Origin of the sequence: Rhizobium sp. M10 (assembly GCF_002531955.1) — a bacterium.
Classification (GTDB): Bacteria; Pseudomonadota; Alphaproteobacteria; order Rhizobiales; family Rhizobiaceae; genus Rhizobium; species Rhizobium etli_C.
Window position 1 is genome coordinate 83,471 of record NZ_NWTA01000005.1, and the last position, 21,229, is coordinate 104,699.

General features: G+C 62.4%; 15 protein-coding genes. 9 read left to right on the plus strand and 6 right to left on the minus strand.

Annotation, left to right across the window (positions count from 1 at the left end; all coding sequences use genetic code 11):
• Positions 1-49: 49 nt before the first annotated feature.
• Complete coding sequence (locus CO671_RS10010) at positions 50-985, plus strand: flagellin (RefSeq protein ID WP_010030682.1); 936 nt, start codon at positions 50-52, stop codon at positions 983-985.
• 81 nt (positions 986-1,066) lie between these two features.
• Here CO671_RS10010 and CO671_RS10015 read toward each other — a convergent pair whose 3' ends face one another.
• Entirely contained in the window at positions 1,067-1,768 is a 702-nt protein-coding gene (locus CO671_RS10015; protein WP_064686261.1) for a DUF1013 domain-containing protein, read from the minus strand.
• A gap of 229 nt (positions 1,769-1,997) precedes the next feature.
• On the opposite strand from CO671_RS10015, the gene acs reads away from it, so the two are divergent.
• Positions 1,998-3,953, plus strand: a complete 1,956-nt coding sequence (gene acs, locus CO671_RS10020; RefSeq protein ID WP_097605801.1) for an acetate--CoA ligase — start codon at positions 1,998-2,000, stop codon at positions 3,951-3,953.
• 109 nt (positions 3,954-4,062) lie between these two features.
• On the opposite strand, the gene CO671_RS10025 is transcribed toward acs, so the two are convergent.
• Positions 4,063-4,287: a DUF1674 domain-containing protein gene (locus CO671_RS10025; RefSeq protein WP_010027923.1), complete on the minus strand. Its 225-nt coding sequence runs from the start codon at positions 4,285-4,287 to the stop codon at positions 4,063-4,065.
• A 110-nt stretch (positions 4,288-4,397) separates the two neighbouring features.
• Here CO671_RS10025 and htpX point away from each other — a divergent pair, with 110 nt between their 5' ends.
• The 4 genes from htpX to purH all read left to right on the plus strand — a co-directional run bounded on the left by htpX (position 4,398) and on the right by purH (position 10,309).
• Positions 4,398-5,351, plus strand: a complete 954-nt coding sequence (gene htpX, locus CO671_RS10030; RefSeq protein ID WP_097605802.1) for a zinc metalloprotease HtpX — start codon at positions 4,398-4,400, stop codon at positions 5,349-5,351.
• Positions 5,342-6,742 (plus strand): RsmB/NOP family class I SAM-dependent RNA methyltransferase, encoded by a 1,401-nt coding sequence (locus CO671_RS10035; RefSeq protein ID WP_097605803.1) that lies wholly within the window; start codon positions 5,342-5,344, stop codon positions 6,740-6,742. The genes htpX and CO671_RS10035 overlap by 10 nt, the downstream gene beginning before the upstream one ends.
• A 205-nt stretch (positions 6,743-6,947) precedes the next feature.
• Positions 6,948-8,621 (plus strand): heparinase II/III family protein, encoded by a 1,674-nt coding sequence (locus CO671_RS10040; protein ID WP_097605804.1) that lies wholly within the window; start codon positions 6,948-6,950, stop codon positions 8,619-8,621.
• A gap of 71 nt (positions 8,622-8,692) precedes the next feature.
• The gene (purH, locus tag CO671_RS10045; protein WP_010031776.1) at positions 8,693-10,309 is read left to right on the plus strand and encodes a bifunctional phosphoribosylaminoimidazolecarboxamide formyltransferase/IMP cyclohydrolase; all 1,617 of its coding nucleotides are present in this window, start codon (positions 8,693-8,695) and stop codon (positions 10,307-10,309) included.
• Between the two features lie 140 nt (positions 10,310-10,449).
• On the opposite strand, the gene CO671_RS10050 is transcribed toward purH, so the two are convergent.
• The 3 genes from CO671_RS10050 to CO671_RS10060 are packed head-to-tail and all read right to left on the minus strand — an operon-like array spanning position 10,450 to position 16,900.
• The gene (locus CO671_RS10050; RefSeq protein ID WP_097605805.1) at positions 10,450-11,838 is read right to left on the minus strand and encodes an MFS transporter; all 1,389 of its coding nucleotides are present in this window, start codon (positions 11,836-11,838) and stop codon (positions 10,450-10,452) included.
• 24 nt (positions 11,839-11,862) lie between these two features.
• A complete protein-coding gene (locus CO671_RS10055; protein WP_097605806.1) occupies positions 11,863-16,638 on the minus strand; it encodes an NAD-glutamate dehydrogenase in 4,776 nt (1,591 codons plus the stop codon).
• The gene (locus CO671_RS10060) at positions 16,598-16,900 is read right to left on the minus strand and encodes a hypothetical protein (protein ID WP_097605807.1); all 303 of its coding nucleotides are present in this window, start codon (positions 16,898-16,900) and stop codon (positions 16,598-16,600) included. The genes CO671_RS10055 and CO671_RS10060 overlap by 41 nt, the downstream gene beginning before the upstream one ends.
• Before the next feature lie 15 nt (positions 16,901-16,915).
• On the opposite strand from CO671_RS10060, the gene pdxY reads away from it, so the two are divergent.
• From pdxY to CO671_RS10075, 3 genes are all read left to right on the plus strand, one after another.
• Positions 16,916-17,791, plus strand: coding sequence for a pyridoxal kinase PdxY (gene pdxY, locus CO671_RS10065; protein ID WP_097605808.1), 876 nt, complete (start codon positions 16,916-16,918; stop codon positions 17,789-17,791).
• Between the two features lie 71 nt (positions 17,792-17,862).
• Positions 17,863-18,504 carry a carbonic anhydrase gene (locus tag CO671_RS10070; protein ID WP_010031455.1) on the plus strand — a complete coding sequence of 214 codons (642 nt, stop codon included), beginning with the start codon at positions 17,863-17,865 and terminating at the stop codon, positions 18,502-18,504.
• Between the two features lie 94 nt (positions 18,505-18,598).
• Positions 18,599-20,218, plus strand: coding sequence for a GGDEF domain-containing protein (locus CO671_RS10075; RefSeq protein ID WP_097605809.1), 1,620 nt, complete (start codon positions 18,599-18,601; stop codon positions 20,216-20,218).
• A 51-nt stretch (positions 20,219-20,269) separates the two neighbouring features.
• Here CO671_RS10075 and CO671_RS10080 read toward each other — a convergent pair whose 3' ends face one another.
• Positions 20,270-21,094, minus strand: coding sequence for a lytic murein transglycosylase (locus tag CO671_RS10080; RefSeq protein ID WP_097605810.1), 825 nt, complete (start codon positions 21,092-21,094; stop codon positions 20,270-20,272).
• Positions 21,095-21,229 lie beyond the last annotated feature (135 nt).

Here is a 21,229-nt window from a genome sequence, read left to right on the forward strand (position 1 = left end):
CGCGGCGCGGTAGTCCGGAATGCCCCTTTCTCCGATTGTGGAGCGGATCATGACGAGCATCCTCACCAACAACGCTGCCATGGCAGCGCTGCAGACTTTGCGCGGCGTAAACGATAGCCTCAAGGACACCCAGGGGCGCGTTTCCTCCGGTTATCGTGTCGAGAAGGCCGCCGACAATGCCGCATACTGGTCGATCGCCACGACCATGCGTTCCGACAACCTGGCGCTTTCGGCCGTCTCCGACGCTCTCGGCCTCGGTGCGGCCAAGGTCGATACCGCCTATGCGGCCATGGACAGCGCGCTTGACGTCGTCAGCGAAATCAAGGCGAAGATCGTCGCCGCCACAGAAAAGGGCGTCGACAAGACAAAGATCCAGCAGGAACTCGACCAGCTGCAGGAGCAGCTGCTCAGCATTGCCCAGTCCGCATCCTTCTCCGGCGAAAACTGGGTGGCTGGCGCTTCCGGAACGAAGAGCGTCGTCTCGTCCTTCGTCCGTGACGGCAGCAATGCCGTTTCAGTGAAGATGACCGATTATGTGCTCGATTCAGGCTCGCTCGGCAATGTGCTCTTCGGCATGACCAGCACGGGTGCGATCGAGACGAGCAGCGGTATCATCGGCACCGCCTTCAACGGCACCTATGGCGGCACCGTCATCGTCATGCCGTCGATCTATGATCTCGACATTATCGGTTTCACCCAAGGCCAGCTCGACGCAGCCCTGACCGGGATCGAACTGGTTCTCGGTGCCATGACCGCTGCCGGCTCCGCTCTCGGCTCGATCTCGACGCGCATCCAGCTGCAGGAGAATTTCGTCAGCGGTCTTCACGATTCCATCGACTCGGGCATCGGTCGCCTGGTCGATGCCGATATGGAAGAGGAATCGAGCAGGCTCTCGGCGCTGCAGACGCAGCAGCAGCTCGGCATCCAGTCGCTTTCGATCGCCAATAGCTCGGCACAAAACATCCTCACCCTGTTCCGCAGCTGATGCGGGGAGAGGCGATCCTCAATAAAAAACCCCGCCGGGCGGTTCGCTCGGCGGGGTTTTCCTGATGAGATCGCTGGTATCTCAGTACTGATCTTCTTCGTCCTCGTCCTTCGGAGCCGAGCGCAGCGAGCTCAGCTTGCGGAAGACGGCGTCGGCGTCGATTTCCTTTTCCTCTTCGCGCTCGTAGCTCGGCGTGAGGCGTTCGGTTTCCTGAGCCGATTGCAGCGTCGCGCCAAGCTCGGCGGCCGTCGGCAGCGGCCGGCCCTTGGAGGCCTTTTCCACTTCCATGTCGAGATCGATCTGGCTGCAGAGGCCGAGCGTCACCGGATCCATCGGCGCCAGGTTGGCGGAGTTCCAGTGGGTGCGCTCGCGGATCTGCTCGATCGTCGATTTCGTCGTGCCGACGAGGCGGGAAATCTGCGCGTCCTTCAGCTCCGGATGGTTGCGCACGAGCCAGAGAATGGCGTTCGGGCGGTCCTGACGCTTGGAAACCGGGGTATAACGCGGGCCACGGCGCTTGGATTCCGGCACGCGCACCTTCGGTTCGGAGAGCTTGAGCTTGTGGTTCGGATTGGCTTCGGCGCGGGCAATCTCGTCGCGGGAAAGCTGACCGGTCGAGATCGGATCGAGGCCCTTGATGCCCTGCGCCGCTTCGCCATCGGCAATCGCCTTGACCTCGAGCGGATGCAGTTTGCAGAACTGCGCAATCTGATCGAAAGACAGCGCCGTGTTGTCGACAAGCCAGATGGCGGTCGCCTTCGGCATGAGCAGTGTTTGAGCCATGGATATAGTCCTTCTATCGTCCGCGCCGGTCGCGGTCCGTGGATTGTCACCACAATGTCCGGGAAATATGCCGCTATATAACCGGACTGTCGCAGAATTGCAATTCTTCCGAAATCAAATGACCTTTGTCTAATTGCCGTGGCGATGCGACCTGCTATGAATTGCCCTGATTTGAAGTTCGGGCTCGTAGATCGCTTGGCCCGTCGCATGTCCCATGAGGAGGAGTTCCATGTCGGAGAAGATCCATCCGGTGCCGAAGCCGGTGAAGGCGCGTGCCCTGATCGATAAGGAAAAGTACCTGAAATGGTACGAGGAGAGCGTCGAGAACCCGGACAAGTTCTGGGGCAAACACGGCAAGCGGATCGACTGGTTCAAGCCCTATACCAAGGTCAAGAACACCTCCTTTACCGGCAAGGTCTCGATCAAATGGTTCGAGGACGGCCAGACCAACGTCTCCTACAATTGCATCGACCGCCATCTGAAGACGAATGGCGACCAAGTGGCGATCATCTGGGAAGGCGACAATCCCTATATCGACAAGAAGATCACCTATAACGAGCTCTACGAGCACGTCTGCCGGATGGCGAACGTGTTGAAGAAGCACGGCGTCAAGAAGGGCGATCGCGTCACCATCTATATGCCGATGATCCCCGAGGCGGCTTACGCGATGCTCGCCTGCGCCCGCATCGGCGCGGTTCATTCGGTCGTCTTCGGTGGTTTCTCGCCGGAAGCCCTGGCGGGGCGCATCGTCGACTGCGAATCCACCTTCGTCATCACCTGCGACGAAGGCGTGCGCGGCGGCAAGCCGGTGCCGCTGAAGGACAATACCGATACGGCGATCCACATCGCCGCCCGTCAGCACGTCAATGTCAGCAAAGTGCTGGTCGTGCGCCGCACCGGCGGCAAGACCGGCTGGGCGCCGGGCCGCGACCTCTGGTATCACCAGGAAGTCGCCACGGTGAAGGCCGAATGCCCGCCGGTGAAGATGAAGGCGGAAGATCCGCTGTTCATTCTCTATACCTCAGGCTCGACCGGCAAGCCGAAGGGCGTGCTGCACACGACGGGCGGCTACCTCGTCTACGCATCGATGACGCATGAATATGTCTTCGACTATCATCATGGCGACGTCTACTGGTGCACCGCCGATGTCGGCTGGGTCACCGGCCATTCCTATATCGTCTATGGGCCGCTTTCGAACTGCGCGACGACGCTGATGTTCGAGGGCGTGCCGAACTTCCCGGATCAGGGCCGTTTCTGGGAAGTCATCGACAAGCACAAGGTCAATATCTTCTATACCGCGCCGACGGCGATCCGCTCGCTGATGGGCGCCGGCGATGAATTCGTCACCCGTTCGTCGCGCTCTTCGCTGCGCCTGCTCGGCACGGTCGGCGAGCCGATCAATCCGGAGGCCTGGGAGTGGTATTACAACGTCGTCGGCGACAAACGCTGCCCTGTGATCGATACCTGGTGGCAGACGGAGACCGGCGGCCACATGATCACGCCACTGCCCGGTGCGACCGACCTGAAACCCGGTTCGGCGACGACGCCGTTCTTCGGCGTCAAGCCTGAGCTGCTCGACAATGAGGGCAAGGTGCTGGAAGGGGCCGCCGACGGCAATCTCTGCATCACCGACAGCTGGCCGGGCCAGATGCGCACCGTCTACGGCGATCACGAGCGTTTCATCCAGACCTATTTCTCCACCTACAAGGGCAAGTACTTCACCGGCGATGGCTGCCGCCGCGACGAGGACGGCTATTACTGGATCACCGGCCGCGTCGACGACGTGCTCAACGTCTCCGGCCACCGGCTGGGCACGGCGGAGGTGGAATCGGCGCTCGTGTCGCACAATCTGGTTTCGGAAGCGGCGGTCGTCGGCTATCCGCATTCGATCAAGGGCCAGGGCATTTATTGCTATGTGACGCTGATGGCCGGCCATGAAGGAACGGACACGCTTCGCCAGGATCTGGTCAAACATGTGCGCGCCGAAATCGGGCCGATCGCCGCGCCGGACAAGATCCAGTTTGCGCCCGGCCTGCCGAAGACCCGCTCGGGCAAGATCATGCGCCGCATCCTGCGCAAGATCGCCGAGGACGATTTCGGCGCGCTCGGCGACACCTCGACACTCGCCGATCCTGCCGTGGTCGACGATCTGATCGCCAACCGACAGAACAAGGCGACCGCCTGACACACAGAGCCGCTCCCGACCATCCGAGTCCCGGAGCGGCTCACTTTACATTGCTGGCTGATATTGGACGGCCTGCACAAGGCCCGGATTCGGGATCGACAATCCTTGCTTAGAAATCGATCGCCCGGCCATTGATCTCGTAATCGCCGAAGCGGGCCGGCTCGGCTCCGCCGCGGCCGCCGATCTCCGGCGGCAGGTCCAGCGGCTTCTGGTGCTTTCGCCGCTCCTCGGCCTCGGCAAGCGCACGCTGGGCCGCCGGGGACAGCATTTTGCGCGGCGGCTCCGATCCTTCGGCCGTCGGCGATTGGCTATTGTCGTTATCGGCGTCCTGCATGGCTTCTCCTGCCGGAAAACATTGAAAATGGCTGGTGAATAACCAAATCATAATGCGCCGGCGCCGGGATTAAAAGCTTGCGGCGCCGAAATCGGAGTTGGAGATTCGCAATGAACCTCGTTCGCACTGCCATGTTGCTTGCCTTCATGACGGCGCTCTTCATGTTTGTCGGCTTCCTGATCGGCGGTCGGGCCGGCATGATGATCGCATTCCTCATTGCCGCCGGCATGAACTTCTTCTCCTACTGGAATTCTGATCGCATGGTGCTTTCGGCCTATCGCGCCCAGCAGGTCGACGAGCGCAATGCGCCGGAATTTTTCGCGATCATCCGTGATCTCGCCCACAATGCCGGCCTGCCGATGCCGAAGGTCTATCTCTACGACAGCCCGCAGCCGAATGCCTTCGCCACCGGCCGCAATCCCGAAAATGCCGCCGTCGCCGCCTCGACGGGCCTGCTCCAGGCACTGTCTCCTGAGGAAGTCGCCGGCGTGATGGCGCATGAGCTTGCCCATATTCAGAACCGCGACACGCTGACGATGACGATCACGGCAACGCTTGCCGGGGCGATCTCGATGCTCGGCAATTTCGCCTTCTTCTTCGGCGGCAATCGCGACAACAACAATCCGCTCGGTTTCGTCGGCGTCCTCGTGGCGATGATCGTGGCGCCGCTCGCCGCCATGCTGGTGCAGATGGCGATCAGCCGCACGCGCGAATATTCGGCCGACCGTCGCGGCGCCGAAATCTGCGGCAATCCGCTCTGGCTCGCGTCGGCGCTCGGCAAGATCGCCCGCGGTGCCGCCCAAGTGCCGAACGAGGATGCCGAGCGCAATCCGGCGACGGCGCATATGTTCATCATCAATCCGCTTTCCGGCGAGCGCATGGACAATCTGTTTTCGACGCATCCAGACACGGAAAACCGCATTGCCGCGCTGCAGGAGATGGCGCAAAGCGGCATGAATGTCTCGACGGGACCGGTTCGTGCTGTTAATCCGACGCGCAAATCGCGCTCTGTTCCGAATACGGGTCGCGGTGGTTCGCAACCGCCAAGAGGTCCGTGGTCTTGAATTCAGACGGCACGAGAAAGCCATTCCGTAAACAGAAACCTTCCACCGACCGGCCGGCCGGCCGATCGGCGCCGGCCAAGCCCGGCCTGCGGGCCCGGGCCGCGGCGGCAAAAATTCTCGCCGCCGTCGTCGACCGCAAGCTGCCGCTCGACGGCGCTCTCGATCACGAACATGGCAATCCTGCCTATAAGGCGCTCGGCGAAAGCGACCGGGCGCTTGTCCGCGCCATTCTGAACACGACGCTGCGCCATCTGCCGCGCATCGATGCGGCGATCGCCTCGCTGCTGGAATCGCCGCTGCCGGAGGGCGCGCGGGCGCTGCATCACGTTCTGGCAATCGGCGCGGCGCAGATTCTCTATCTCGACGTGCCCGATCATTCGGCCGTCGATCTTGCCGTCGAACAGGCCAATCAGGATCCGCGCAATCGCCGTTTCGCCAAGCTCGTCAACGCCGTGCTGCGTCGGCTCGGCCGCGAAAAGGACGAGGTGTTGGCGGAGATCGGCAAGGTCGCGCCGATGCCGTTCTGGTTCCTTGCACGGCTGGAAAAGGCCTATGGCCGCGACGCGGCGCTGGCGATCTCGCAATCGCAGCTCGAGCCGGCGGCGATCGATCTGACCGTCAAATCCGACGCCGAAGGCTGGGCAAAGAGGTTGAACGGCGTTGCGCTGCCGACGGGCGGCGTGCGGCTCGCCGCCTTCGACGGCGGCATTCCGTCGCTCGAGGGCTTCGATGAGGGCGCCTGGTGGGTTCAGGATGCGGCGGCAAGCATTCCGGCCAGGCTTTTCGGCGATCTCTCGGGAAAACGTGCCGCCGATCTTTGTGCCGCGCCGGGCGGCAAGACGGCGCAGCTCATCCTTGCCGGCGGCACGGTCACCGCACTCGATCAGTCGGAAAGCCGGCTAAGACGGCTGCGCTCGAATCTCGATCGGCTCGGCCTGACGGCGGAAACGGTCGCGGCAGATCTGACGACATTCAAGCCGCCAGAAGGCTTCGATGCGATCCTGCTCGACGCCCCCTGCTCTTCCACCGGCACGACGCGCCGGCACCCCGATGTGCTGTGGACCAAGGGGCCGGAGGATATCGCCAGGCTGGCGGCGTTGCAGGAGCGGCTGCTGCGTCATGCACTGACCTTGCTGACGCCCGGCGGCATGCTGGTGTTTTCAAATTGCTCGCTCGATCCCGCCGAGGGCGAGGAGGTTGTCGCCCGTGTTCTTTCCGATACCGGCGCGATCGAGCGCGTTCCGATCAGCGCGGGCGACTGGCCCGGCCTTGAGGCAGCGATCACGCCGCTCGGCGAATTCCGCACGCTTCCGACCATGCTGAAAATGCCTGAGGGCATCGCCTCCGGCCTCGACGGCTTTTACGCGGCCGTGCTGCGGCGAGCGGGCTGACCAACCTCAAAGGTCGGAGCAAAGCATGCGGGGATTTGAAATCCTCGCATCATCGCCACGGTGCGTTGTGAACCGTCGAATGATCTCAACTGAAATGCAGTAATTTGCGTATATTCGAACTTTGTCACGAATTAATTCATTGCGGGCGATGAAATCGGCCGCTTTTCACCTATTCTTAACCACGAGGGTCAATAGACAATAGAATATGCAGTCCGGTCGGCGTTTTGCGAGCATGTATGTTCGGGAAGCTTGGCGGCGCGCCTTGCGCCGCGTCGCGCTGCTGCGCCTGAAGCTCTTTCGCCATTCGATCAAAGTACCCGAGCGCCTGATCGTCGCGCCGACCGATCTGCGCGGCATCGATCCGCATGTGGCCGACGAAATTCTCAACGGACGGTTTCTCCTGGCCGGGCGGATGTTGGAGACGAACGGCAAATCGCCCTTTACCTTCACCCTGCCCTCGCGCCCCTTCGCCACCCGCCTTCACAGCTTCGGCTGGCTGCGGCACATGCGGGCGCACAAGACGGAACGCAACTCGGCCGCCGCCCGCGCCATCGTCGACAGCTGGCTTTCCGTTCATGCCGGCCGCATGGAAGGAATTGCCTGGGAGACCGACGTCACTGCCCAGCGCGTCATCGCCTGGCTGTCGCATTCGCCGGTCGTGCTGCAGAATGCCGACCGCGGTTTCTATCGCCGGTTCATGAAGTCGCTGGCGTTTCAGGTCAGGTTCCTGCATCGCATGGCGCCCTATACGCTCGGCGGTCTGGAGCTGTTTCGCCTGCGCATTGCGCTCGCCATGGCCTCCGTCGCCATGCCGACCCGCGCCTCCACGCTCAAACGGGCGGCCCAGGCGCTCGACCGCGAATTCGATAGCCAGATTCTTCCGGATGGCGGCCATGTCTCGCGCAATCCGCGCGCCGGGCTGGAACTGCTGCTCGATCTGCTGCCGCTGCGCCAGACCTATGTCAATCTCGGCCATGATCTGCCGCAAAAGCTGATCTCCGGCATCGACCGCATGTATCCGGCCTTGCGGTTCTTTCGCCATCAGGACGGGGATCTGGCGCTTTTCAACGGCGCGACGTCGACGCTCGCCAATGAACTGATGTCGGTGCTCAGATATGACGAGACCGCCGGTCAGCCGTTCAAGGCTTTGCCGCAGTCGCGCTATCAACGGCTTGCCGGGGGCAAGACAATCATCATCGCCGATACCGGCACGCCGCCTTCGGGAGGCGCGTTGCGCAGTGTGCATGCCGGCACCCTCTCCTTCGAGATGTCGTCCGGCCGCCATCGCTTCATCGTCAATTCCGGCTCGCCGAAATTTGCCGGGCACCGCTATGTCCAGATGGCGCGCACCACCGCGGCGCATTCGACCGTCATCCTCAACGACACGTCGTCCAGCCGCTTTTCGCTCTCGCCCTTCCTCAACCACGCGATTACCGAACCGGTCAGGACCGTCACCGTCGAGCGTGCCGAAACGGAGGATGGACGCGACGGCATCAAGCTCAGCCATGACGGTTATGTGCGAGCCTTCGGTGTGCTGCACGAGCGCGAAATTACGCTCAATGCGGCGGGCACGATCGTGACGGGCCGCGACCGGCTTGTCGTCCGTGAAGGATATGAGATTGACGAGCCGGTGAAGGCTGTCGCCCGTTTTCACGTCCATCCTTCGATCGTCCTGCAGCAGAGTGACGGGGAGTCGGTGCTGCTGACGGCGCCGGACGGCGAAAGCTGGCTGTTTTCCGCTCCCGGCAATGAAGTGCTGATTTCCGAGGATATTTTCTTTGCCGACAGCTCCGGCATTTGCGGCTCGGACCAGATCGAGATCGATTTCGATCTTGCCGAGAAGACGGAAATCCGCTGGTTTTTATCCCGCAAGGGATAGCGCCTGTTTGCGCAGCGGCGAAGCTGTGCTAACGCGGCGCAAGCAGAACCGAAGCCGAACGGAGAAAGTTCATGGCCGTCATTTCCAAGAAGATCCCCGCCCCGGACCAGGTCGAAATCAAGACCGCGCTCCTCTCCGTCTTCGACAAGACCGGCGTCGTCGAGCTCGCCCAGGCCTTGTCTGAAAGAGGCGTGCGCCTGCTGTCGACCGGCGGCACCTACAAGGCGATTGCTGCGGCCGGTCTCGCCGTCACTGATGTTTCCGACATCACTGGTTTTCCGGAAATCATGGATGGACGCGTCAAGACGCTGCACCCGACAGTGCATGGCGGCCTGCTGGCGATCCGTGATGACAGCGAGCACCAGGAAGCGATGAAGAAGCATGGCATCGAGGCCATCGATCTCGCTGTCATCAACCTCTATCCCTTCGAAGAGGTGCGCGCGGCCGGCGGCGATTATCCGACGACCGTCGAGAACATCGATATTGGCGGCCCGGCGATGATCCGGGCATCGGCCAAGAACCACGCCTATGTGACCATTCTGACCGATCCCAACGATTATGCCGAGTTCAAGGAGCAGCTTTCGGCCGATGCCGGCAAGACGGCCTATGCCTTCCGCCAGCGCATGGCCGCCAAGGCCTATGCCCGCACCGCGGCTTATGACGCTGCGATTTCCAACTGGTTTGCCGAGGCGCTGTCGATCGACACGCCGCGCCACCGCGTCATCGGCGGCGTGCTGAAGGAAGAGATGCGCTACGGCGAAAACCCGCACCAGAAGGCGGCCTTCTATGTGACCGGCGAAAAGCGTCCGGGTGTTTCGACGGCTGTCCTTCTGCAGGGCAAACAGCTCTCCTATAACAACATCAACGACACCGATGCCGCCTACGAGCTCGTCGCCGAGTTTCTGCCGGAAAAGGCGCCGGCCTGTGCCATCATCAAGCACGCCAATCCCTGCGGCGTCGCCACCGGTTCGAGCCTGGTCGAAGCCTATCAGCGGGCGCTTGCCTGCGATTCCGTTTCCGCCTTCGGCGGCATCATCGCGCTCAACCAGATATTGGACGCCGAAACGGCCGAAGAGATCGTCAAGCTCTTCACTGAGGTGATCATCGCTCCCGATGTCACCGAAGAGGCGAAGGCGATCGTCGCCCGCAAGCCGAACCTGAGGCTGCTGTCGGCCGGCGGCCTGCCCGATCCGCGCGTTGCAGGGCTGACGGCGAAGACCGTCTCCGGCGGCCTGCTGGTCCAGAGCCGCGACAACGGCATGGTCGAGGATCTGGAGCTGAAGGTCGTCACCAAGCGGGCGCCGACGGCGCAGGAGCTCGAGGACATGAAGTTCGCCTTCAAGGTCGGTAAACATGTCAAATCGAATGCCGTGGTCTACGCCAAGGACGGCCAGACGGCCGGGATCGGCGCCGGCCAGATGAGCCGGGTCGATTCGGCCCGCATCGCGGCGCTGAAGGCCGAAGAGGCCGCCAAGGCGCTCGGCCTTGCGGTTCCGATGACAAAGGGTTCGGCGGTTGCCTCCGAAGCCTTTCTGCCGTTTGCCGACGGTCTTCTGTCGATGATCGCCGCAGGCGCGACGGCGGTGATCCAGCCGGGCGGCTCGATGCGTGATCAGGAGGTCATCGATGCCGCCAACGAACACGGCGTCGCGATGGTCTTCACCGGCATGCGTCACTTCCGGCACTAGAACAGGATGATTTTAGGCCGGGTCGGCCTAAAATCTGAATCCTGTTCTAAATTAAAGAGTTAGAGCATGATGTCGCCCGAAAACCGCTCACACTTTTCGGCATCATGCTCTGAAGAAGTGCCGGAAATGACCGGGCATTCCTATGCCCGGTCGGCCGGATAGGGCGTGCGGATCAAGAGCAGCAGGCCGCCGGCAAGAAACAGGATCAACGTCGCCATTCCTAGCCGCGGTGATCCGCTGATATAGGTCATCAGCGAGAAGAGCAGCGTCGCCATGAAGCTCGTGGCGCGCCCTGAAAGCGCGTAGATGCCGAAGTAGCGGCCGGCTTCCTCCAGGCTGACGCTGCGGGCGAGATAGGAGCGCGACGAGGCCTGCACCGGCCCGAAGGCGAACCCGATCAAGAGGCCATAGAGGATATAGGCCTTTTCCGCCGCGGTGCCGAAGAGGCCGCCGGAATCGGCCGACGGCAGCGCCATCAGGCCAAACATCGTGTAGCCCGGCCCGGTCGAGATGATGCCGATGGTGGCGAGAAGCAGCATGGTGAGGCTGATGACGACGGTTACCTTCGAACCGACGCCCTTGTCGATGCGGCCGGCGATCAGGCAGCCGAAAATGGCGACGACGTTGAGGATGATGCCGTAGAGGCCGATCTCGATCGTCGCCCAGCCGAACATGCCGGCGGCGAAAACGCCGCCGAGGATCAGCAGGCCGTTGACGCCGTCCTGATAGATCATGCGGGCAATCAGGAATTTCAGGATGCCGCGCCGCTCTTTGAGTTCGCCGAGCGTGTTTCTCAACTCCCGCAGGCCGGCGCGGATGGCGGTGCCGAAGGGCAGGCCTCTGCCGACATCGGGCGTGAAGAAGAACATCGGCAGGATGAAGATCAGGTACCAGATGGCCGAGATCGGCCCGGTGATGCGCGCATCCTGGCCGGTCTTGGGATCAAGGCCGAAAAGCGGGTCGAGGCCGAGAACGGTCTTGCCGCTTTCCGGACTTGCCGCCAGAAGCGTGACGACGGCAATCAGCACGATCATGCCGCCGAGATAACCAAGCCCCCAGGCGGTGTTGGAAAGCTTGCCGACCTCGTGCTTGGCGACCAGGCGCGGCATCATCGAATCGTTGAAGACGATCGAAAACTCGGCCGAAATCGAGGCGAGGATCATGAAGATCACGGGATAGAGGACAGGCGAACCCGGGGCGGCGAACCACAGGCCGAACAGGCTCGCGATCTTGATGATCGCGAAGAAGCCGATCCACGGTTTGCGTGCGCCCGACTGGTCGGCGATTGAGCCGAGAACCGGCGAGAGCAGGGCGATGATCACCGAGGAGATCGTCGCCATGTTGCTCCACGTCGTCTGCGCCGACACCGGGTCATCGGTCAGGCGCGAAACGAAATAGGGCCCGAAGATGAAGGTGGTGACCACGGTGAAGAAGGGCTGCGCCGCCCAATCGAAGAACATCCATCCCCAGATGCCCTTCTCCGTGGCTTTCGGCGGCTGCGTCCCTGTCCAGTCTATGCGATTCAACATCCGCTCCTGTTTTGGCGGACTGTCTCACCTCGCCCGGTCGCGCGCAAGATCGGTCAGGATACCTGCAGCAACGGTAATACGCGCAAGATTGGGATCGCCGCTGTCGCTGAGGCTCGAAAGCTCCTCGACGATGCGGTTGATGCGGACGCGATCCTGGGCATGCCAGGCCTGGACGGGCAGCTTCTCCTTGCCGTGGTCGGAAAGGGCCGAGATGACGATGTCGCGCCTTGCGCTGGCGATCTGGTCGATGCTGCGGGCAAGGGCCAGGTTTTCGTAGTGATCGGAGGTGAGGATGCGTCCACCCGCCGCCAGCAGCCGCGCGATCCGGAAGGTCTGCGACACCGCGAAATAGTTCTCGGCGGCGCGCACCAGGGGTTCGCCGGTGCGTTCGGCGATCTGCATGATCTCCGGCACCAGCGCGAAGCTCTGGAGATTGGCGATCTCGGCTGCGAGTTTCTCCGGCACGCCGGCTTGAACATAGTCCGCCTGGCGCGCGGCGGCATCGACGGCGGACTGTTCGGCGAAGGCAGGCTTTAGCTTTTTCAGAGCTGCCTGCAGCCGGCTAATCACTTCCGCCATATCGATTTTGCCCATGCCGGTCTTCAGAAGCAGGCGCGCCAGCACGGTGAAGCTGTGGCTGATCTCCTCGTAGATACGGTTTTGCACCTCGCCGGAAACCTTGCCGTCGAGCGCATCCGTCTCAGCCCAGAGCCGGGTGAGGTCGAAACCGTCGCGGGCGACGATCGCGGCGCGCACCACTTCCGGCGCCGAAGCCGCCGTCGCGTCCATCATGGCGACGGTGAAGCTCGGCCCGCCGCGGTTGATCGCTTCGTTGGCAAGCACGGTCGCGACGATTTCACGCCGCAGGCGGTGGCTGGCAATGTCGCCGGCGTTCGACTTCTGCATTTTGACGGGGAAATAATTCGACAGCGTCGCGGCAAAATAGGGGTCGTCGGGCAGATCGCTGGCGGCGAGCGCATCGAAGAGCACGATCTTGGCATAGGACACCAGCACGCCGATCTCCGGCCGCGTCAGCGGCTTGCCGGCCGTATAACGTTCGGCGAGGGTCTGGTCGTCGGGCAAGGTTTCGACCTTGCGGTTCAGCTGACCGGCGCCCTCGAGCACGCTCATGAAGCGGCCGAGCTCCAGGCCGTTGGCCGTGCCCTTGCGCTCGGTCAGCGAGATCGCCAGCGACTGCAGGTAGTTGTTGCGCAGCACCAGGGCCGCCACTTCGCCGGTCATCGACGAAAGCAGCTGGTCGCGTTTTGCCCGCGTCAGCCGCCCGTCATGCATGGCGGCCGCCAGCGCAATCTTGATATTGACCTCGACGTCCGAGGTGTTGACGCCGGCCGAGTTGTCGATGGCGTCGGAATTGCAGCGCCCGCCGGTAAGACCGTAGGCGATACGGCCCTTCTGGGTGACGCCGAGGTTTGCACCCTCGCCGATCACCTTGGCGCGCACCTCCGCCGCGGTGATGCGGATCGGGTCGTTGGCACGGTCGCCGACCTCGGTATCGGTTTCGGACGGCGCTTTCACATAGGTGCCGATGCCGCCGAACCAGAGCAGGTCGACCGGGCTCTTCAGGATCGCCGTCATGATCTCAAACGGCGTGGCCACGGCTTTGTCGATGCCGATCGCAGCGACCGCTTCCGGCGTCAGCGTCACCGATTTCGCCGCGCGGGAAATGATCATCGCTCCCTTGGAAAGCACGCTTCTGTCGAAATCCTGCCAGCTCGAGCGCGGCAGGTCGAAGAGCCGCTGGCGTTCTGCCAGCGTCTTTTCCATGTCGGGATCGGGATCGATGATGATGTCGCGGTGGTCGAAGGCGGCGACGAGCCGGATCTTCGGCGAGAGCAGCATGCCGTTGCCGAAGACGTCGCCCGACATGTCGCCGACGCCGGCGACGGTGAAGGGGGTCGTCTGGATGTCGATGTCCATTTCGCGGAAATGGCGTTTGACGGTTTCCCAGGCGCCGCGGGCGGTGATGCCCATCTTCTTGTGGTCGTAACCGGCCGAGCCGCCGGAGGCGAAGGCGTCGTCCAGCCAGAAGCCGGCTTCCTGCGCCAGCGCATTGGCGGTGTCGGAAAAGGTTGCCGTGCCCTTGTCGGCGGCGACGACGAAATAGGGGTCGTCGCCGTCGAGCCTCACCGTATCCTTCGGCGGCACGATCTCGGTACCGGAGATATTGTCGGTGATCGAAAGCAGCGTGCGGATATAGGTCTTGTAGGCCTCGCGGCCGGCATTGAAGATCTCGTCGCGGCTGCCGCCGGCGGGGAGCTTTTTCGGATAGAAGCCGCCCTTGGCGCCGACCGGCACGATGACGGCGTTCTTGACCTGCTGCGCCTTGACGAGACCGAGCACCTCGGTGCGGTAATCCTCGGCGCGGTCCGACCAGCGCAGGCCGCCGCGCGCCACCTTGCCGAAGCGCAGATGCACACCTTCGACCTCGACGCCGTAGACGAACATCTCGCGGAAGGGTTTCGGCTGCGGCAGCCCGTCGACCAGGTGCGGGTCGAGCTTGAAGGCGAGCATCGCCTTCGGCGCACCATCAGGGTTTTTCTGGAAATAATTGGTGCGCAGCGTCGCATCGACGATGTTGACGTAGCGGCGCAGGATGCGGTCGTCGTCGAGGCTCGGCACTTCGGCAAGCTCGGCCTCGATCGCCTGGTGCAGCTCGGCAAGCTTCTTCACCCGGGCCTTCTCCGGCAGCTTGGGATCGAGCGTGTCGTGGAACAGCCGGAAAATGGCGGCAGCGACATCAGGATATTTGTCGAGCGTCGTTGCGATATAGTCCTGCGAATAGGCGATGCCGGCCTGGCGGAGGTAGCGGGCATAGGCGCGCAGCACATTCGTCTCGCGGGCCGAGAGCCCCGCCGAAAGGATCAGCCGGTTGAAGCTGTCATTGTCGATCGTGCCGGCGAAGGCGGCGACGAAGGCTTCCTCGAGGGCGGCGCCATAACGCTGCAGGTCGATGTCGCGGTCGTTGCGGGTCTCGAGCTCCATGTCATGCAGCACGACGAGTTCGGTTTGGCCGTCGGCGACCGGCACCCCGATATCGAAGGTGCGTTCGCTGACGACATTGAAGCCGAGGTTCTCGAGAAGCGGCACGCGCCGTGACAGCGCCAGCTGGCCGCCGGCGTGGAAGATCTTCAGCGAAAGGATGCGGCCCTGTTCTTCCTGACGATGATAGAACTGGATGCGGAGCGGCTCGCCGGCGGCGCAGGCGCCGATATCGGCGAGGTCCGCCACGGTTTCCTCCGGGGTGAAGGAATCCTGGAAGGCCTGGTCGACCGATAGTTTCGGCGCCTTCGGCCCGGCCAGCACTTCGAAGCGGTCGTCCCAGCGGGCGGTGATTTCGCGGATCGTCTGCTCGAGCTTGGCTTGCGGAATGCGCGGCGTCTTGCCGCCGGAGCGGCCGATGATGAAATGCACGCGCGCTACGCCGCCTTCGGGGAAAGCCGGGTAATAGGCGGAGACACGCCCGTCATAGACCGTCTTCAGATAGGTGCCGATCCGCTCGCGAACGATGGAATCGTATTCCTCACGCGGGACATAGACGATCACGGAGACAAAGCGGTCGAAGTGGTCGATGCGCGGCAGGACGCGCACGCGCGGCCGGTCGGCCAGGTCGTTGATCTGCTCGGCAAAGCTTGCAAGCAATGTTGTGTCGATCTGGAAAAGATCGTCGCGCGGATAGGATTCCAGCGTGTTATCCAGCATGCGGCCGGAATGGCTCATCGGGTCGAAGCCAAAATGCTCCTTCACCTTTTCGATCTTGGAACGCAGCAGCGGGATTTCCGAGGCGAGCGAGGTATAGGCGGTCGAGGTGAAGAGGCCGACGATGCGCAGTTCGCCGGTGACATTGCCCTCGGCGTCGAAACGTTTGACGCCGACATAATCCATATAAGCGCGGCGATGGACGATCGATTTCACGTTCGCCTTGGTGACGATCAGGAAGTCGGGGCCGTCGAGGAAGGCGAGGATCTCGGGCGTCGTGGTCACGGCATCCTTGCCGGTACGCAGCACGAGAACATCGGGATTGGAGAGGATGCCGAGGCCCGTTCCCTTGTCGCGCTCGACCTTGGCGTCGGCGCCCTTGCCAGAATAAACATATTCGCGCATGCCGAGGAAGGTGAAATTCTCGTCGCGCAGCCAGGTGAGGAACGCCACCGCCTCGGCGTGTTCGGCCTTCCTGCGGCCGGCGCCATTGGCCGAAAGCTCGGCGATCACCCCGTCGAGCTTGGAGAGCATCGGCTCCCAGTCCGAGACGGACAGACGGACATGTTCGAGCACGGTCTGGATGCGATTGACGAGATCGGCAGCCTGGCTGGAATTCAACGGGGCGATATGAAGCTGGATGTGGCTGACACGTGTCGCGGGATCACTCGGCTGGTCGGCGGAATAGAGCGTAGGCGCCTTGCCCTTCTCCATGATGAGGATGGGATGCACGGCCATGAAGAGATCGCGGTGGGTGCTCGTCACTTCACCCATCACCGATTCATAGAGGAAAGGCATATTCCGGTCGGTGACCGAAAGCACCGAGACGGCAATGCCGTCAGGCGCCACACCGGCGATGGTGTCGATACTGACGCGCGGGGTCTTGCTGTTCCAGGCGGCAAGTTCTTTCGCCGAATGCACGGCAGAAAGCGCCAGCATTTCAGACGTGTAGCGTTCGAGATCGTCATTGCTTGCCCGGCCGAAGAGAATTTCCGGATCGAGATGGGCCTCGCCCCTCTCCTTGGCGATCTTTCGCGCGCCTTCAATCTGTTTTTCTCGTTTCGGATTGTTTCTGGCAGCCATGGATCGCCTCCCGCAATGGACTGATTTTCTGCAAGCTAGCAGAAGATTCTTCGAAAAAATCTCTAAAATAGGGGCCAGCGGGATGGTTTTGATGCTTTTTTGACGTCGGAAATGGGAAATTGTCGGAGATTTTTCCGATTTCGTAGCCAAAACAAACGTGGACGGCCCTCTTTTTGTTTTTTCTTCCGCCGCACATTTCCATGCTCACGTGAAGAATGGTTGACAGCGCGGCGTCAAAAAGATCATCAAACGCCATCATCATTCGGACCTCGGTATCATGTCGGAAAATGCAGCGGGCGCAGTCATCGTCATTTCCAGCCATGTCGTGCGCGGCTCGGTCGGCAACCGGGCGGCGGTGTTTGCGCTGGAGACGCTCGGCCATCCGGTCTGGGCGCTGCCGACCGTTGTTTTGCCCTGGCATCCCGGCCATGGCCGTTCGACGCGGCTGACATTTGCGGAAGCCGATTTCGACGCGGCGATCGACGATCTGATCCGTGCGCCCTGGATCGGTGAAGTCCGGGCCGTGCTTTCGGGTTATTTCGGCAATGCCGCCCAGGCGCGCTCCGTCGCCCGGCTGATCGCTGTGCTCCGCCAGAACAATCCCGAACTGCTCTATGTCTGCGATCCCGTGATGGGCGATCTCGGTGGCCTCTATGTGCCGGAAGCCACGGCCGAGGCCATTCGTGATCATCTCATCCCGCTCGCTTCGCTGGCGACGCCGAACCGCTACGAGCTCGCCTGGCTGTCGGGAGCAGCCCTTGACGACAACAGCGCGATCATGGAGGCGGCGCTGGCGCTCGGGCCATCGCGCATGCTCGTCACCTCGGCGGTGCCGATGATGGCGGGCGGTACCGGCAATCTCTACCTCTCCGGCCGTCACGCGCTGCTTGCCGAGCACCGCGTCGTCGAGAACCCGCCGAATGGTCTCGGCGACCTGCTCGCCGCGGTTTTCCTGTCGCGCCTGCTGTCCGGCCTCGAGGATGAAAAGGCGTTGCAGCTTGCCACCGCCAGCGTGTTCGAAGTGCTGGCGCGTGCCGTCAAGCGCGGCAGCAACGAGTTGATGCTGGCAAGCGACGCGTCCAGCCTTTCGACGCCGATGGCCATGGTGCAGATGCGGCGCCTTGTGCACCCGGCGCAGCGGCGGAAAAAATGACGCATCTGTCAGTTTACTCATTTTGCGGTGCAGCAGTTGATCTTGTCTTCCGCGCGCGCTAATCCAGAAACATGCAGCGTTTTCCAAACACCCTTCTGGACGGTTATCGCAACTTTATGAACGGGCGTTACGCCGACGCCCGCGACCGGTATCGGCAACTGGCCGAAAACGGTCAAAGTCCCAGCACGTTGGTGATTGCCTGTTCGGATTCACGTGCGGCTCCCGAGCTGATCTTCGATGCCGGCCCGGGCGAACTTTTCGTTATCCGCAACGTCGCCAACATGGTGCCGCCCTACGAGCCGGACGGTCATTTCCATTCGACATCGGCCGCGCTCGAATTTGCCGTGCAGGCGCTGAAGGTCTCGGATATCGTGGTGATGGGCCATGGCCGCTGCGGCGGCATCCGCGCGGCGCTCGATCCGAATGCCGAGCCGCTGTCGCCGGGCGATTTCATCGGTCGCTGGATGTCGCTGGTCAAACCGGCAGCCGAGCAGATCCAGAGCAATGACGTGATGACGGCCGCCGAGCGGCAGACGGCGCTGGAGCGTGTCTCGATCCGCAATTCGATCGACAATCTCAGAAGCTTTCCCGACATCAAGGCGCTCGAGGAAGCGGGAAAAATGCATCTCCACGGCGCCTGGTTCGACATATCGACGGGTGAACTCTGGGTCATGGACGCCGAAACGCGTGATTTCATTCGCCCCGAGATCTAGGGATCAACGGGTTTATCAGTTTTTTAAGGATTGTTGTTAAGCTGCCGGAATTGGTCGCGCACGACCGACGTCTTGATCACCGTGGCGATTGGCGATGAAGTTCGAAACCATCAAAAAGGTTATTCTGGCGGCCATCATGCTGCCCTTCGTCTTCATGCTCATTGAAGGCGTCGTCGTTATCTGGACTTCGCTGACGCAATACTGGAACCTCGAGAAAGACCGGCAGTTCGCCGACGTGCTTGCCCGCGGCGGGTCCATCGCCGCCACGGAAATCCTGAGTGAAATCGGCGCCACGCGCCGCTATCTCGCCCATCCCAGCAGCAGGACCGCGATCGAAATGCAGCGCAGTCGGGCGACGCTCGACGACGAACGCCTGGCTTTTCACGCCAGCCTGCCTTCCCGCGATGCGCTCGACGAAGGGCTCGTGGACGAATTGTCGGCTCTCAGCCTCGCCTATAGCCGCATCGTCGCCGCCCGAAGCGCCGTCGACCAAGGTCGTTATGCCGGCAGCGATCCCGGTGCCATCTACTGGTACGCGGCTCTCAAGCAGCTTGCCGTCGTCGATGCGCTCTCCCCGCTGATCAACGATCCGGTGCTGCTCGAGAAATCCAACCAGCTGATGGGCATCATGCTGACCTACTACGGCGAAAGGCTGATCACCGGGATCGGCACGCGTTACCTCGACCGCGGCCCTTCCGCCAGATTTCCGGTGGAGCTGTTCGTGCAGGGAAAAGTGATGATCGGCGAGGGTATGGATCACATGGTCTTCCATTCCGCGACGTCGATCGAGCGCGATATCGTCGGCTATCTCGGTCGCAGCAGCCAGGTGAAGGCGAATGCCATCACCGATGCGATCCTCGCCGGATCGCGGCCGACGCGCGCAATACGTGACGTCTGGGCCACGGCGCAGAACGAACGCATGAGCTTCCTGCAGCAGAAGATGATCGAAGCCGCCCGAGATATTCACGACACCGGCGAGAACTTTTCGACGCGTTCGCACCTGCATTTGACGCGGATCCTGGCGCTGTGCGCTGGTCTGCTGATCCTCGCCACTTTGGTGATGGTGCTGGCGGCAAGGGGTCTGCGCCTGATCGACCGGCTGACGCAGGATCGCGAGGCGCTGGTGGCGGAGCTGCGCAACGCCGCCCAGACCGACCTCTTGACCGGCCTGTACAACAGGCGCGGCTTCGAGGTCGCCGCATCGGCGCTTCTCACCCAGGCCGAACACGGATCGCGCTGGATATCCGTCGTGCTGTTCGATCTCGATCATTTCAAGAAGATCAACGATGTCAACGGTCATGATGCCGGCGACGCCGTGCTTCGCCATGTCGCGGGCATCGCGCGCGAGAATTTCCGCTCCTTCGATCTGCTGGTGCGTCACGGCGGCGAGGAGTTCCTGGCGCTTCTGCCCGATTCGACGCCGGACGACGCTGCCATCGTCGCCGAGCGGGTGCGGCTGGCGATCGAGATGGCGGAAATCCCTTTACCGAGCGGCGAGCTGCTCAAGGTGACGGCGAGTTTCGGATGCGCCGGCCGGGCAAACGACGGCGCAAGCCGGAACTTCGAGGATCTTGTCAAACGCGCAGATCTGGCGCTTTACGCCGCCAAGGCCTCCGGCCGCAACTGCGTCGTTTCGGGGCCGGTCGTACCGGCTCCGCCGCAGGAGGAGCGCCGCAAGACGGCCTCCGGCGGTGGTTTCGATTCCCGCCTATGAAAAACGCCGCATCTTGCAGCGGCGTTTCGGGGGATCGTTGTCTATGCAGGCCTATCTGCCGCCGTCGATCTGCTGGCCGATATAGGCAATCGCCTGCTGATAGACGCTGGCGGCGTTCCAGCCCTGGATGGCAGCGAAATTCGGCTCTCCCGGCTGATAGCCGGCGCCGGCCCGCCAGCCGTGGCCCTTGAGAAAATTGGCGGTCGAGGCCAGCGCATCGGCACGGGAACCGACCATGTCGACACGGCCGTCGCCGTCGCCGTCGGCGCCGAAACGCACGACGTTCCTCGGCAGGAACTGCGTCTGGCCGATTTCACCATGGGCCGCACCCTTGGCCTGCGGGCTCAGATAGCCCTCCGAGACGAGCTGGAGCGCGGCATAGAGCTGGTCGGTAAAATATTCCGAACGACGGCAGTCATAGGCAAGGGTCGAAACAGCCGACAGCGTATGCTGGTTGCCCATATAGCTGCCAAAACCGGTCTCCATGCCCCAGATGGCGATCAGCGGGCCGGCGGGAACGCCGAAGCGACGCTCGAGCGAGGCAAAAAGCGCCTGGTTGGCCGCCTTCATCGAGCGGCCGCGGGAGATGATGGCAGCACCACCGCGCTTCTGCATGAAGGCGTCGAAGGAGAGCTTGAAGCTCTTCTGGCCGCGGTCGGCGGCGATCGTCGGCTTGTTGTAGTTGACGTTGGCGAAGGCGCGGCTGAGCACCGACTGGCTGACGCCGTTCGCGGCTGCCGTCTGTTTGAAATCGGCGACCCAGGCGTCGAAGCCGGCGCTGGTATTGCCACATTCTGGTCCTTGCGCGAACGCCGGTACTGCATGGAGAAGGCCCATTGCCGCAGCGGCCGCCAGAAACAACTTTGTCATGCGCATTGAGAAACCCCACTCTCGATCTGCATAGTTTTTAGGCGGGCAAGAGAATGCCAGTCACCCGCGATTTTGTTACGATCACCTTTTAGCGAACGCTTATACAGCTGTATTTGCTTGAAAAAGCCCCGCTCAGCGAGC

What these genes read in the sequence shown, in the direction of transcription:
- CO671_RS10010 (WP_010030682.1), top strand. Translation starts at nt 50, where the DNA reads ATGACGAGCATCCTCACCAACAACGCTGCCATGGCAGCGCTGCAGACT.
- CO671_RS10015 (WP_064686261.1), bottom strand. Translation starts at nt 1,768, where the DNA reads ATGGCTCAAACACTGCTCATGCCGAAGGCGACCGCCATCTGGCTTGTC.
- acs (WP_097605801.1), top strand. Translation starts at nt 1,998, where the DNA reads ATGTCGGAGAAGATCCATCCGGTGCCGAAGCCGGTGAAGGCGCGTGCC.
- CO671_RS10025 (WP_010027923.1), bottom strand. Translation starts at nt 4,287, where the DNA reads ATGCAGGACGCCGATAACGACAATAGCCAATCGCCGACGGCCGAAGGA.
- htpX (WP_097605802.1), top strand. Translation starts at nt 4,398, where the DNA reads ATGAACCTCGTTCGCACTGCCATGTTGCTTGCCTTCATGACGGCGCTC.
- CO671_RS10040 (WP_097605804.1), top strand. Translation starts at nt 6,948, where the DNA reads ATGCAGTCCGGTCGGCGTTTTGCGAGCATGTATGTTCGGGAAGCTTGG.
- purH (WP_010031776.1), top strand. Translation starts at nt 8,693, where the DNA reads ATGGCCGTCATTTCCAAGAAGATCCCCGCCCCGGACCAGGTCGAAATC.
- CO671_RS10050 (WP_097605805.1), bottom strand. Translation starts at nt 11,838, where the DNA reads ATGTTGAATCGCATAGACTGGACAGGGACGCAGCCGCCGAAAGCCACG.
- CO671_RS10055 (WP_097605806.1), bottom strand. Translation starts at nt 16,638, where the DNA reads ATGGCTGCCAGAAACAATCCGAAACGAGAAAAACAGATTGAAGGCGCG.
- CO671_RS10060 (WP_097605807.1), bottom strand. Translation starts at nt 16,900, where the DNA reads ATGATGATGGCGTTTGATGATCTTTTTGACGCCGCGCTGTCAACCATT.
- pdxY (WP_097605808.1), top strand. Translation starts at nt 16,916, where the DNA reads ATGTCGGAAAATGCAGCGGGCGCAGTCATCGTCATTTCCAGCCATGTC.
- CO671_RS10070 (WP_010031455.1), top strand. Translation starts at nt 17,863, where the DNA reads ATGCAGCGTTTTCCAAACACCCTTCTGGACGGTTATCGCAACTTTATG.
- CO671_RS10075 (WP_097605809.1), top strand. Translation starts at nt 18,599, where the DNA reads ATGAAGTTCGAAACCATCAAAAAGGTTATTCTGGCGGCCATCATGCTG.
- CO671_RS10080 (WP_097605810.1), bottom strand. Translation starts at nt 21,094, where the DNA reads ATGCGCATGACAAAGTTGTTTCTGGCGGCCGCTGCGGCAATGGGCCTT.